The organism is Sporolactobacillus shoreicorticis (genome assembly GCF_024125445.1).
GTDB lineage: Bacteria > Bacillota > Bacilli > Bacillales > Sporolactobacillaceae > Sporolactobacillus > Sporolactobacillus shoreicorticis.
In genome coordinates, this window is sequence record NZ_JAMXWM010000008.1 from 92,035 (window position 1) to 104,695 (window position 12,661).

Genomic DNA, 12,661 nt, shown 5'->3' on the forward strand with positions numbered 1-12,661 from the left:
TCTGGACATATAGATATTATCGTGTAAAATTTAATTTAGGTAATTGTTCTTTATTTCACAAATCATTCCACACATTTATGACAGCGCTTTAATATTGCTTTTTTGAAGGGGGAAAGACTAATGGGGATTAAGAACATTGTCATTATTGGAGCCGGATACGCCGGTGTTCATGCTGCAAAAAAACTAGCAAAAAAGTATAAGAAAGATACTTCTGTCACGATTACATTGATTGACCAGCACTCTTATCATACGATGATGACAGAGCTTCATGAGGTTGCTGCGCACCGCGTGGAACCTGAAGCTATTAAGTTTGATCTGCGCAAACTCTTCAAACATACGAAAGTGAATCTGGTCACCGACAAGGTCACACATGTAGATCATGCGAAAAAGACGGTGACTACTGAGCATGCAGCGTATACCTATGATTATTTAATTCTCGGTATGGGCGGCGAGTCCAATGATTTCGGCACTCCAGGTGTACGCGAGCATGGTTTTACCCTCATGTCCTGGGAAGACGCAGTAAAGCTGCGCGCACACATCGAACAGATTGTCCGCGACGCGGCGACAGAACATAACGCAGAAAAACGGCGTGCCATGCTAACCTTCGCCATCTGCGGTTCAGGATTTACAGGTGTTGAAATGATCGGTGAACTGATTGAATGGAGGGCGCGGCTCGCCAGGGTCAATAAGCTGGCAGAAAATGATCTTTCTTTGTATTTAGTGGAAGCGGTTCCAACAATTTTGAATATGCTTGAGCGAAAAGATGCAGGCAAGGCGGAAAATTATATGCGCAAAAAAGGCGTCACAATCTTGACCGGTTCGCCGATTGTAGAAGTAAAAGCAGATCATATTGTCCTGAAATCAGGTGATGAACTGCCTACGTGTACCTTGATTTGGACGGCCGGAGTAAAAGCAAATGCTCAAGCAGGCAGCTTCGGTATGAAGTCAGCTCGGGCGGGACGTTTAACAGTTAATAAATATATGGAAGCGGAGGGTCTCGAAAATGTTTATGTCGTTGGCGATCTCTCCTATCATGAAGATGGCGGAAGGCCAATCCCGCAAATTGTAGAAGCAGCTGAGCAAACAGCCGGAACAGCAGTTAAAAACATTATTGCTGCGATCAGCGGGGACGAAAAATCAGCATTTAAAGGCAATTATCATGGTGTGATGGTTTCGATCGGCGCCAGATACGGGGTTGCCCATTTAGGAAGCATTCATCTAAGCGGCTTCTTTGCTATTTTGATGAAACATATGGTTAACCTGTACTACTTCTTCGGCCTGCGTAGCGCGCATTATATGTTCCATTACATCATGCACGAGTTTTTCCAGACGAAGGATAAGCGAAATATCTTCCGTAACTTTACCACTCGTTATGGCAATGTACTCTGGAGCCTGCCGCTTCGTGTTTTTGTCGGTGGCTTCTGGCTTAACGAAGCATTTGGAAAGATATGGGGTGAAAGTGTTTGGAACAAGGTCACGTCACACTGGTCAAATTTTCATCTGCTGTTTAACGGGCTTGGCAAGGATTCCTGGCTTGTCGGCTCCTCTGTGAAAATGCCGTTTGACTGGCTGCAGACAGCAACAACCGGTGCGAGTCAGTCAGCAGGCAGCGGCGCTGGCGACGCAGCGAGCCAATACGCCACACCTATTCTGAGCAAAATGCCCTTCTGGTTTGAATGGATCATGAAGCTTATGCTTCCGAATGCCGATGTGGCCGTATTCATGCAGAAAAGCATGGTGTTTATCGAACTCGCCATTGGTCTGGCCCTTCTTGCAGGCCTGCTCACATGGATCAGCAGCGCAGCAAGTGCAGGATTTATCGTTATGTTTACGCTCAGTGCCATGCTCGGCTGGAATAATCTATGGGCACTGCCTGCTTCAATTGCATTAATGAACGGCTCAGGTCGATCCGTCGGATTTGATTATTGGGTTGTCCCTTTCCTTCAAAAGACATTGAGCAGATGGTGGTATGGTAAAGAACAGGCGATTTATAATGATGCCTTGGACAACGAAAGTCCCGCTCTCATTAAGCCATCGAATACAAATCAATTGAATCAATAAACCAAAAGAAGGGAAGATCAGCGATGGGTAACTGTTTAAAAATGATTAAACGCTGGGATATAATCATTGTAACGATACTTGTCCTGATCTCTTTTCTTCCCTTCACCATTTTCAGCGCCGTCCAGGCAAAAAATGATCGTGATCCGGACCGTGTCAATATTGCGGTCATATCTGTGAATAACAAAGTCGTCAAACGTATTGTACTTACAGGCAGCGTAAAAACACGGCAATTTGATGTTCACATGCTTGGCGGCGATTGTAATACGATCGAGGTAAAAAATGATCAAATCAGGGTTAAAAGTGCCGATTGCCCCGACCAAAACTGTGTGCTGACGGGTTTTATCTCCAAACCCGGTCAGACCATTGTCTGTCTTCCTCATCGACTCGTCATTGAAATAAAGAGCAATCACGCACCGTCACAGGAGATTATTGTCAGCTCATAAAACGGCAAAGGGATTCGGTACTTATGACAAAAAATCAGCTGAATGCTTATATCGCACTTCTCGCCGCCCAGGCAGTGGTCATCAGTTTGTTCGAAAACGCCATCCCTTTTCCCTTTGCCGCAGCGCCCGGCGCTAAGCTCGGGCTTGCAAATATCATTACCTGTATGGCGCTCTATACCCTTTCAACGAAGGATACACTTAAAGTACTCACGATTCGGCTGATTCTGGCAACATTGCTCGGCGGCACAATTTCCACATTCATGTACAGCTCAGCCGGTATCGTGCTAAGCTTCATAGGAATGTGGCTTGTCAAAAAGCTTGGTCCTGACCGTGTCAGCTTAATCGGGGTGAGCGCGACCGGCGCGATTTTGCATAACATCGGACAACTCATTGTCGCAAGCTGGATCGCGCAAACATGGACAGTACTTCTTTATCTGCCGATGTTATCTTTTGTCGGTATTTTAGCAGGAATCGCGATCGGTGTTATGGCTAATTACTTGTTAAATCACGTAGAGAAATTACACAATTACCGTGCTTTGCGGGAATTGAATGAATAAACGGCAAGATTGGTGGTGATAACGATGGGCATTCATCGGATGTGGGAATCGTATCCAGAGCTTAAGGAAGAGCTTGCGGATGTGCTTAAACTGATCGAATCATATATTCGTGTACGGGACACAGCCATACAGGATAAAATACTCGCCATGATTCATTCGGGCGGAAAAATGCTTCGCCCTGCTTATTCACTTTTATGCGCACATATCGGCCCGGAATCAGAACGCGCGCGGCCGAAAGCGGTGGCGGCAGCACTCGAATGTCTGCACATGGCGACCCTGGTTCACGACGATGTCATCGATAAAGCAGACACACGGCACGGCCAGACAACCGTTCATGTGGACTATGGAAATAAAATCGCCGTTTATACCGGAGACTACTTGCTTGCGCTCGCCTTTTCGATTCTCTCCAAATACGCGGATTCTGCCCCTCAGATTAATGTCCGTGGATTTCATGCGGATAAGATTCTTGCCGGCGAGCTGGCTCAATTACACGGACAATTCCACACATCCGTTTCTGTCAAGCGGTATTTTTCTCAGATTTCCGGAAAAACGGCACAATTATTTGCAGTCAGCTGCTATGCAGGTGCATTAGCAGGCAAAGCCGATCAAAAAGATGCTGCGCAAGCCTGGCGGATAGGGTATCATATCGGTATGGCCTTTCAGATTATTGACGACCTGCTGGACTATCAAGGAAGCAGACAGACACTTGGAAAACCGGTAATGAGTGATATCCGGCAGGGCATTTATACGCTCCCGCTCATTTATGCCGTCAAAGCAGATCCTGATTCGCTTCGTCCTTATCTGAATAAAGACAAAAAACTGGATGAAGTGGATATTCAGGTGATCTTAACCATGATCAAACAGCACGACGGTATCGCAAAATCCATGCTTATCGCTGAGAAATTCACACAAAAAGCATTGAATGAACTTCGGCAGCTTCCTGACGGAAGGTACAAAATAACCCTTGAGAGGCTGACAAAATCGCTGTTAGCCCGGAAAATGTAAGATCAGGATAACCTTCAACGTTGTGATCAATGCTCGTATTCGCGTTATAATAGAGACATTGATCTGGGACTGGAGGTTTTTTTATGAACAAAATTACAATTATGCTTGGAGACATTACACAAGTGAGCGCAGACGCAATTGTCAATGCGGCAAACACTTCCCTGCTTGGCGGCGAAGGCGTGGACGGCGCGATTCATCGCGTCGCGGGTCCTCAGCTTTTAGACGAATGCAGAACGCTGAACGGCTGTCGAACCGGTGAAGCAAAAATAACCAGTGGCTACCGGCTGCCAGCCAAGTATGTCATTCACACCCCCGGCCCCATCTGGCAAGGTGGCACTCATCATGAACGGGAATTATTGAAAAGCAGCTATGTGAACAGCCTTAAGCTTGCGGAAACCCATGACTGCCGGACAGTTGCCTTTCCATCGATCAGCACCGGCGTCTACCATTTTCCGCTGGAATTGGCCGCCCCGACTGCGATCCAAGCCATTCAGGATTTTTTACGAACGTCAAAGATTGTGTCGCACGTACAAATGGTGTGCTTCGACGAGAGGACAAAACATGCCTATGATCAGGCATTGTCCACTGTTAATGAGCGTTGAACAATGATTTGTTTAAACGAAACGAGCAACTCGTCTTGGTAAAGATCATTATTTTTTTAAACATTCTTCATGAACTCCCCATATCTGTTCGCTACCTTCTTGCGTGCAGACTAATATTTTGCTGATTACATACAATCTGCCCGAAATACCTTACACCCCCAAATAGTTAAGCAGCCGTTTACAATCATTATCTTGACTTAAGCTAAAAAAGGATTATATTTAAACCATCGGTCTAATTATAAACAGCAAGGAGCATGTCATGCGCACTAAAGTTCATTTTGAAGGCAGACGCAAGGAACTGCTGTTAAAGATATGGGATCTTTTTATAAAAAACGGATATGAAAATACGACTCTTTCCGTAATTTTGCAAAGACTATCTCTATCCAAAGGTGTCTTCTATCACTATTTTAGTTCTAAAGAAGAATGTGCGGATTCCGCTATAGAATTAATGGTCAATCAATGTATTGCCGAACTGTTAAAAGAAGATCTTCATGACGCCGAGGCCGACAGAAAACTGGTACATATGATTCTGGGAACGATTCATTTTTTTCACGGCAGCCGGAAACAGGAAGAACTGATTGATGCACCCGAAAACATGATTTTCCATCACAAATTAATGGTCGCATTAACGAAACAAATGGCTCCAGTCTATGCGGAAACGATTGATCAAGGAATCTCCGAGGGACGATTTCATTTGCCGCGCCCATTGGAAACCGCCGAGATGCTTTTGACACTGGCAAATTTCTATTTAGATATTCATTTATTTAAATGGGATCCTAAAACAATGCCAGCTAAAGTGCAGGCTTTTGAAGAAAATATGGAACTACTGTTAGGGGCTCAAAAAGGAATGTTTAGCTTCTTGCACTCAATCAGTGGAGAGGAATAATAATTTATGAAAATTATGATTGTTGGATTGGGCGTAATCGGAACAACATATGCCTATGCTTTTCAAAAAGCAGGATTTGATACGGAACATTTCATAAGAGTGGAAAAAAGACAAAGCTGTCCGAAAAAAATATCGGTTAAGCTACTTGATGGTCGGGAAAATGGTAAAGGAAAAATAATACACGACACATACACCGTCCACCAGGCACACACCGGTGCGAACTATGACTTGATCCTGTTAAGTGTATCAGGCGATAAGTGGCGAGCAGCCATCAAAACGCTTGATGATAATCGACTATATGGCCCGATTCTTATGTTCAATGGAATCAGTGACACCAAACGTTCAGTGGATGCTGCGTGTAAAGGTCGAAACTATATTCTAGGCTATCCGGTCGCTGGAGGAAAAATGGACATAGAAAAGGGCGAGTTGGATTGTGTTTTATTCGATCACGTCATGTTAGAACACAAGAACAAGGCCAACATTGATAACTATGCCGACATTACTCACTTGTTTCATCAATCAAAAATAAAACTGGAATGTCCCTTTGATATGCAGGAATGGATATGGCTGCATATGGCCATTAACGCGGGGGTTATTACAACCGCAGCAAGTCTGGCAAGCATCAAAGATACAGTTTCAGCCGCGCGACAACTGATGAATCGTACAGCCGGATTAAGTCAGGCAATCCTTACCATTCGTGAATGTATCAAAATAGTGCAGGCAACAGGCGTTACGATGAGTCATTATAGAAATGAAATCATCCCCTACAAGCTGCCATCTAAATTAGGAGCCTTTATAATGAAGCGCATGTTTAAAACCAATCAATTGACCAGAAGAATTATGGAGATCCATGCCAACATCAATGATCTACTTTATGTATGTAAGAGCGTGCATGACAAAGGAAAAGAACTCCATGTTAAGACCCCGTACTTCGATAAATACTTCCAGCAGATGATGCAGCAGATTGCGGAATTTGAAAACGGAAAGTAATGTTTTTATTTGCGCCCATCAACAGATCGCATCATGTTATAAAAAGAGTAAACGCCGTCATTAGACTTTTGCGTCACTTGATCCATAATTTTAAATCCTATGCGCTTATACAGCTTCAGTGCTCTTTCGTTGAAAATGGCTACCGACAATGAAAATATAGATGGGTTGAATTTTTCTTCAGCAAAGTTTAAACCTGCTTGGATAAACGCTTGACCCAATCTCTTCCCTGTTAAATCCGGTCGCATCCCCAGACCAACCTCAACGGTCTCTTCTTTTTTTTCGAAACAAAAAAATCCGATTAAGCTATTTTGAGTGTCATAAACGGAATAATAGATTCCCTGTCTCGCTTTTGAATCCAGCAGTTCTCCCAGATCCTCTTCATCATTTCTGAAATCGTAGAAAGAATAGGGGGCTTCATAGTGCCAATCCGCAATGGCACGCGCTTCTTGATCACTCATTGGTTTGAACGTGTAATTTGTCATACTAATTCCTCCACTTTTTCGTTACAGCCGCGACACAGTCCATTGCGCCGCTGTAAGCAAGTTGTCGGCGATATAATCAGGTTCAACTTCAGCCCATGTGTGCCGGTATTCGTTGAGTGAACTCTCACCCCATCCGGTCCGAACCAAAATTTTCTTTGCTCCGACCGCGCCTGCCGCCTGCATATCCGTACCCGTATCCCCTATACACATGGTTTTTGATAAATCCAGATGGTATTTTTTTGCAGCCGCGAGCAGCAAACCCGGCTTCGGTTTCCGGCATGTGCATCCGTCATCAGGACCATGCGGACAGATGAAGGCACCATCAAGATCATAGGATCTGAACTCCTCACAAAAGTCGTCCATTGCTGCCTGACTTTTACTGATCCTCCACTGATTCGTGCAGGCAAAAAGCGGGATTCCATGAGCCTTCAGCAGATGAATCGCGTCCTTGCTGTACGTATACGGCTTAAAATCATGAGGATGAATAAAGTGGCCCGTCCCGCCAATCGTTCCGTCACGATCAATAAATACGGCCTGAATTTCTGTCATCAGTATAAAACCCCCTGCCATAATTTTTTCCTCTTCCTCCATATTAAGCTTTTCTTAAGAAAATAGCTTTACATTAGATGTACCGAATTTCGAGCAACCTGTGAAGGAGAATAAGTCTATGGAACGTATCAACAAATTCAATTATTGGTTAGGTATTGTTGTCACTGCCGCACTGCTTCTGGAATCAGCGTTTGGTATCTACAGTTTTGTTCACAGTAAGCAGCAGGCGCGATCCTTTCAGAGTAATTTTTTGCAAAACAGGCCGAATTTCAATGGAGGAAACGGATCGGAAAGTGCTTCAAACGGGTCAAACGGCGCTCCGCAGTTCGGCGGTGGTACGAGCTCGCAAAATAGCGGACAGCGTCCATCCGGAATACGCGCACGCTCAGGAGCGCAAGCAAGTCCCATACAATTAGTCATTCATATCGTTTCATTAATTTTGGCAGCCGCCTCACTGGTCATGACCGCAATAATTGGCAAGAACAACGCACGAAAAAGGAAAGAATTGATGGAACAGGAAAAAGGAACACAAGAGTAAGAAACACAACAGCCCCCTGCAGACATGCAGGGGGCCTTTATGCGACACTCATTTCAATGGAGCGATACGAATCCTTCATTCACGCACTTTCGTTACTGCTGCTGAGAAGACTCCGTTCACTGGGCAGCAGCAATGAGAGCAAAGCGGCCGCAAGCGGCAACAATGAGAGAAACGCAAAAATAACGGTGACACCGTAAAGATCGGCCAGCCATCCGATCATCGTCGCACCAATCCCACCGGCACCAATTCCGAATCCGACCATCAGTCCGGAAACCAGACCAATGTTCTTCGGAAACATCATTTGCCCGTAAACAACCGTAACGGCAAAGGATGAGAGAACAAAGAAACCGAAAAGGAAAAGAACAATGATTGATATGATGCCATGAACATGCGGCAACAGCCATGCGAAGGGAACCGTTACCGCCATTGAATAAAACAGCAGCCATTTACGACTGATCCGGTCTGAAACGCGACCGCCGATAAAGGTTCCGAGCGCGCCGGCGCCAAGAAACAGAAAGGTCAGCAAATCACCATATTTAAGCGCAATTCCCTGATGCAAATAAAGAAACGGCAAAAATCCGGCGACACCGATCTGTGTCCACGACCGAAGAATGACCACAGCGGTCAGCAGGCAGAGACCGACAACATGATTGCGTCCCTTGATGTTTTTCTGTCGCGCTTTATTTTCTGCCAGACTGCGCCTGTACCATGGCATGACGGAAAGTACTAATGCGAAACCGGCAACTGTAGCCAACGCAAACCAACCAAGCCCATGAAGCCCTGTCGCAATCAGGAATAAAGGAAGAAGCAGCGGTCCCACTGCCTGACCAAAATTGCCGCCGACCTGAATGATCGCTTGCGCCGTTCCTCTCGCCGTACCCGCTGCCATATAGGCGCCTCGCATCGCTTCCGGATGAAAAATGCCTGAACCGATTCCGGATAATCCGACGAGAAAAAGAAGCACCCAATAAGCAGGAGCGTAACCTGAAGCCGTGAGACCAAAACCCGTCAGACAGATTCCCACCGGTATAAACCACGTTTTCGGATTCCTATCAGTGATGATGCCGAATATAGGCTGAGCCACGGATGATGTCAGCATTGATACGAACAGAATAATGCCGGCTTGAAAATAGTTCAGATTAAAAGCATCTTTGTATAAAGGCAAAAGTGCGGGTACAAGTCCGGTCGTCATTAGATCATTGATAAAATGAACACCGCTGAGACTGAACAGTTCCCGCTTCGCCGCCAGCTTAGGTTTGACGGCAGCCTGATTCTCATTCTTTAATGCAAGATTCATTGCATTCATCCTCCTTGCCAGCGCATCATCGTTTACATTTTTTTCGAACACTCTTAGACTAACAAGTAAACGACAATAAATCTTGCAGTATCCTGCTCACCTTTAGCACAATTTTGATCGAAAGGGTTTTCCAAATGAAAAATGAAACGAATTATTCACCAAAGCGAAACGCTGATCGGCATGCCTACTTAGACATAAACTTAAAAGAAGGATTAGGCTACGGTTGGAGATATCAAGAGAACTGGCATGAGGAAATGCAATTCTACTATGTGGTGAGCGGGTTAGGACGCATCCGCTGTGAATCGGACGTATTTGATTTGCGTGCAGGCGAAACGCTTCTCATCAACTGCAATGAACTGCACGTGATCGAGAGTCTCTGTGATCAATTAACCTTCTGTTCCATTCGCATTGATCTTGCGGCCATGTTCCAAGATATGCCTGATCTCATCCACCTGAACTATGCTGAACAGCTGATGCAGCAGCGCATCGTCTTCGATCATATCATTGACGAGAAAGAACAGCTTGTCCCCTTGCTGCACAAACTAATCGCCGAACATGAATCACATCTGCCAGGCTGCGAGCTTGCGCTGAAATCAGTTGTGCTTCAGATCTTAGTCATCCTGATCCGCAATTATATTCAAAAAATATACACGAAGAAACGATTTGACTTGAGGATCAGTAGCCTAAACCAATTAAAATCGGTAATTGCATTTATTCATGAACAGTACACCGAGTCCATTACGGTTCATGATCTTGCCGAACGTGCGCTCATGAGTGAATCACATTTCTGCCGAACCTTTAAGAAATTGTATGGCAAAACCGTTGTCGCTTATGTCAACACACTCCGAATAGAACAGGCGGAAAAACTATTGCAGAACAGTCCATTGACCATCACCGAAATCGCTATGAACGTCGGATTTAACGACGCCAACTATTTCAGTCGTGTATTCAAACAGCTAAAAGGAACCCCCCCACAAACTGAACGCAATAGAATCCGACAGACGATGGACCATTAATTCTGTATTAATTGTCATAGACAGCTTTTAAGGTATATTCTGCTAATACATGCGTCTCCATTTTCTTATACAGTTCATTCATTAAAAATCCATTTTCCAAATCAAGCAGCGTATCTAACGCATAAACATGAAGCTCGTACACATGGGGCGCATCAGGCGGCGCCATACCGCCGTAAAAGCTAGAAAGCGTTTTACTTTGCTTTCCGCCTAAGGGACTCATCCAGCTATTTGCTCCCTGCACAAAATCTTCAGCATGCTTACTTTCATTATCCAAAAGTTCATTTTTCGTAATATTGGTGGCAAGCCAGTGAATCCATGAGAACCCGCCTGTCACCGGATAGGCATCCTTGTCCTCTAATACAAGAGAAAAAGAGACTGTACTTAAGGGAGCCTCCTCAATTTTAAACGGTATGGAGTATGAAGGTATTCCATTTTCATTGAATTCTGTCCCCCGTTTACCATATTTGTCTTGAAATTTCTCATTTGTTATACCCGAACTTGTGACAAACATTCTCTTAACCTCCTTATTCATTCAAGAAGCTGCGCAACCTCTTACCACATAAGTTCATTGTACCGGCATGTGTTAATTCTGTATATTACTTACTTTTTTGTTGGTACTGCACCATTTTAAGAAATGATTCCTCTTTTTCTTAAGTCTTCTTCTTGATTATGCTCAAGTAGATAGTCTATGCCTATTTGCTGCATTATTGTAAGTGCTTCTAAAATTCGTTCCCCATGCGGCTGAGTTAGAAAATAATCAACACGCAAAGGGTAGCCTTCGTAAGGCTGCTTCTCAACAAAGCCAAACTCAATCAGTTCTTTTAAATGCTCCAGTAACATTTTTTGGCTAATTCCCTCAATATCCCTCTCTAATTTTGATAAGGAGGTATTTCCCAGTCTAAGTCTCCATAGAATAATCGGCTTCCATTTTCCTCTAATCATGTCATGAACTAATTCTAAGGGACACGTAAATTGATGACGCAGTTTCATTTGAGATTACCTCCGGATTTCATGAGTCAAAAGTGATTAGTGATTTGGATGAAACACCTGTCCCATTTAACAAAGACTGATTTCTATGAAATGCTTTGATCAGAAGTTCTCTGTCCGGCACATCCAGACGCACGTAGGAGCGAAGAAAGTCATGATTATCGTAGGCTGCTTTGTGCAGCGAAACGTCAAAGTGCTCGGATGTCAATGTCACAATCGCATACCGTGCATACGGCCCTTGCGCACATCCAAGCGAACCGGGATTAAGATAGGTTACGCGTTCCGGCTTAAAAAAATGGGTTGAGTGATGGTATCCAAAGCAGATCAATTCCTGATGGCAGTCTCTAAAAAGATTGTTCATATTGTCAAGTGTCGACTGAACAATCGAGCTGAACGGAGCATCAACAGAAGGTGCGGACAGCTTTCCTTGCTCGATATGATAGTGCGTAAAAAGAACAGAATGTCCCATAATCGTTGTGTCGATCACGCGTGGAAGCAAATCGAGCCGTTTGACGTAAAAAGGATCAAGCCGCTCAACAATCCATTGATGATGGCTCCCGTGTATCTCCATGACTTTTCGGATAAGGCTGTCTATGAATCAGCGCAAGCACACCCTCGTCGTGATTGCCGGTAATCATTGACAGATTCTTCCGATTAAAAAGGGTGTCAAGCACCTCATTCGATTCAGGTCCGATCGTGATCGTATCGCCAAGGCAATAAATATGGGATACATGCGCCTGATCAATTTCAGCAAGCGGGTGCGCAAAGCCGCAGCGTTGCCGTGAATATCCGTGATGACAGCTATTTTCATTGATACTCACTCCCCATAAACCAACTGATCTTAACGGTTGTTAACAGATATGAGCCTCGAGCCACCGCGCGACACCGTCATCTTCATTTTTCTCGCAGACAAAGTCGGCCGTCTTTCTAACCTTCTCAATCCCATTGGATACGACCATACCTATGCCGCATTTTTTCAGCATCTCAAGATCATTATGATCGTCACCGAAGGCAACAATGTTCGCAGCATTTAATTTTAATCGCCCGGCAACGAACGAAATGCCGCCCAACTTCGTTGCATTCTTGTGCATGATCTGATACCAATTTTCTCCGCTGTTCGCATAAAAATTAAGGCCGGGATACTTTTTCATCATTGGCTTCAGTGCCGTGGCATCTGCACATGCTACAGAGAGCTTGGACGTGTCAACGGTCAAGTTTTTCCTGAAATCCGTGTATACTGCGTTCCAT

At 44.7% G+C, this 12,661-nt stretch carries 16 protein-coding genes and 1 pseudogene; 9 read left to right on the forward strand and 8 right to left on the reverse strand.

Annotation, left to right across the window (positions count from 1 at the left end; translation table 11 throughout):
• Window positions 1-120 precede the first annotated feature (120 nt).
• From NIE88_RS08810 to NIE88_RS08840, 7 genes are all read left to right on the forward strand, one after another.
• The gene (locus NIE88_RS08810) at window positions 121-2,061 is read left to right on the forward strand and encodes an NAD(P)/FAD-dependent oxidoreductase (protein WP_253061268.1); all 1,941 of its coding nucleotides are present in this window, start codon (window positions 121-123) and stop codon (window positions 2,059-2,061) included.
• A 23-nt stretch (window positions 2,062-2,084) separates the two neighbouring features.
• The gene (locus NIE88_RS08815; RefSeq protein WP_253061270.1) at window positions 2,085-2,504 is read left to right on the forward strand and encodes a NusG domain II-containing protein; all 420 of its coding nucleotides are present in this window, start codon (window positions 2,085-2,087) and stop codon (window positions 2,502-2,504) included.
• Window positions 2,505-2,527: 23 nt separating this feature from the next.
• Window positions 2,528-3,061 (forward strand): Gx transporter family protein, encoded by a 534-nt coding sequence (locus tag NIE88_RS08820; protein ID WP_253061272.1) that lies wholly within the window; start codon window positions 2,528-2,530, stop codon window positions 3,059-3,061.
• Window positions 3,062-3,085: 24 nt separating this feature from the next.
• The gene (locus NIE88_RS08825; RefSeq protein WP_253061274.1) at window positions 3,086-4,066 is read left to right on the forward strand and encodes a polyprenyl synthetase family protein; all 981 of its coding nucleotides are present in this window, start codon (window positions 3,086-3,088) and stop codon (window positions 4,064-4,066) included.
• A gap of 83 nt (window positions 4,067-4,149) precedes the next feature.
• Complete coding sequence (locus NIE88_RS08830; protein ID WP_253061276.1) at window positions 4,150-4,668, forward strand: O-acetyl-ADP-ribose deacetylase; 519 nt, start codon at window positions 4,150-4,152, stop codon at window positions 4,666-4,668.
• Between the two features lie 259 nt (window positions 4,669-4,927).
• The gene (locus tag NIE88_RS08835) at window positions 4,928-5,554 is read left to right on the forward strand and encodes a TetR/AcrR family transcriptional regulator (protein ID WP_253061278.1); all 627 of its coding nucleotides are present in this window, start codon (window positions 4,928-4,930) and stop codon (window positions 5,552-5,554) included.
• A 6-nt stretch (window positions 5,555-5,560) separates the two neighbouring features.
• Entirely contained in the window at window positions 5,561-6,544 is a 984-nt protein-coding gene (locus NIE88_RS08840; RefSeq protein ID WP_253061280.1) for a ketopantoate reductase family protein, read from the forward strand.
• Between the two features lie 5 nt (window positions 6,545-6,549).
• Here NIE88_RS08840 and NIE88_RS08845 read toward each other — a convergent pair whose 3' ends face one another.
• Both NIE88_RS08845 and NIE88_RS08850 read right to left on the reverse strand, forming a co-directional pair.
• The gene (locus tag NIE88_RS08845) at window positions 6,550-7,026 is read right to left on the reverse strand and encodes a GNAT family N-acetyltransferase (protein WP_253061282.1); all 477 of its coding nucleotides are present in this window, start codon (window positions 7,024-7,026) and stop codon (window positions 6,550-6,552) included.
• A gap of 21 nt (window positions 7,027-7,047) precedes the next feature.
• Window positions 7,048-7,575, reverse strand: a complete 528-nt coding sequence (locus NIE88_RS08850; protein ID WP_253061284.1) for an HAD-IIIA family hydrolase — start codon at window positions 7,573-7,575, stop codon at window positions 7,048-7,050.
• 118 nt (window positions 7,576-7,693) lie between these two features.
• On the opposite strand from NIE88_RS08850, the gene NIE88_RS08855 reads away from it, so the two are divergent.
• Window positions 7,694-8,113 carry a hypothetical protein gene (locus NIE88_RS08855; RefSeq protein ID WP_253061286.1) on the forward strand — a complete coding sequence of 140 codons (420 nt, stop codon included), beginning with the start codon at window positions 7,694-7,696 and terminating at the stop codon, window positions 8,111-8,113.
• A 79-nt stretch (window positions 8,114-8,192) separates the two neighbouring features.
• Here the strand turns inward: NIE88_RS08855 and NIE88_RS08860 are convergent, their stop codons facing one another.
• On the reverse strand, window positions 8,193-9,410 hold the full coding sequence (locus tag NIE88_RS08860; RefSeq protein WP_253061288.1) for an MFS transporter: 1,218 nt from the start codon (window positions 9,408-9,410) through the stop codon (window positions 8,193-8,195).
• A gap of 134 nt (window positions 9,411-9,544) precedes the next feature.
• On the opposite strand from NIE88_RS08860, the gene NIE88_RS08865 reads away from it, so the two are divergent.
• On the forward strand, window positions 9,545-10,426 hold the full coding sequence (locus NIE88_RS08865; protein ID WP_253061290.1) for an AraC family transcriptional regulator: 882 nt from the start codon (window positions 9,545-9,547) through the stop codon (window positions 10,424-10,426).
• Window positions 10,427-10,433: 7 nt separating this feature from the next.
• On the opposite strand, the gene NIE88_RS08870 is transcribed toward NIE88_RS08865, so the two are convergent.
• The 5 genes and pseudogenes from NIE88_RS08870 to NIE88_RS08890 form a co-directional block, all read right to left on the reverse strand.
• Window positions 10,434-10,937: a YbhB/YbcL family Raf kinase inhibitor-like protein gene (locus NIE88_RS08870; protein ID WP_253061292.1), complete on the reverse strand. Its 504-nt coding sequence runs from the start codon at window positions 10,935-10,937 to the stop codon at window positions 10,434-10,436.
• A gap of 116 nt (window positions 10,938-11,053) precedes the next feature.
• Window positions 11,054-11,416: a winged helix-turn-helix transcriptional regulator gene (locus NIE88_RS08875; protein ID WP_253061294.1), complete on the reverse strand. Its 363-nt coding sequence runs from the start codon at window positions 11,414-11,416 to the stop codon at window positions 11,054-11,056.
• A gap of 19 nt (window positions 11,417-11,435) precedes the next feature.
• Entirely contained in the window at window positions 11,436-11,984 is a 549-nt protein-coding gene (locus tag NIE88_RS08880; protein ID WP_253061296.1) for a metallophosphoesterase family protein, read from the reverse strand.
• A complete protein-coding gene (locus tag NIE88_RS08885; RefSeq protein WP_253061298.1) occupies window positions 11,947-12,234 on the reverse strand; it encodes a hypothetical protein in 288 nt (95 codons plus the stop codon). Before NIE88_RS08885 ends, NIE88_RS08880 begins: the two co-directional genes overlap by 38 nt.
• A 30-nt stretch (window positions 12,235-12,264) precedes the next feature.
• A pseudogene (locus tag NIE88_RS08890) lies at window positions 12,265-12,636 on the reverse strand (HAD family hydrolase); the annotation flags it as partial.
• Window positions 12,637-12,661: the final 25 nt, after the last annotated feature.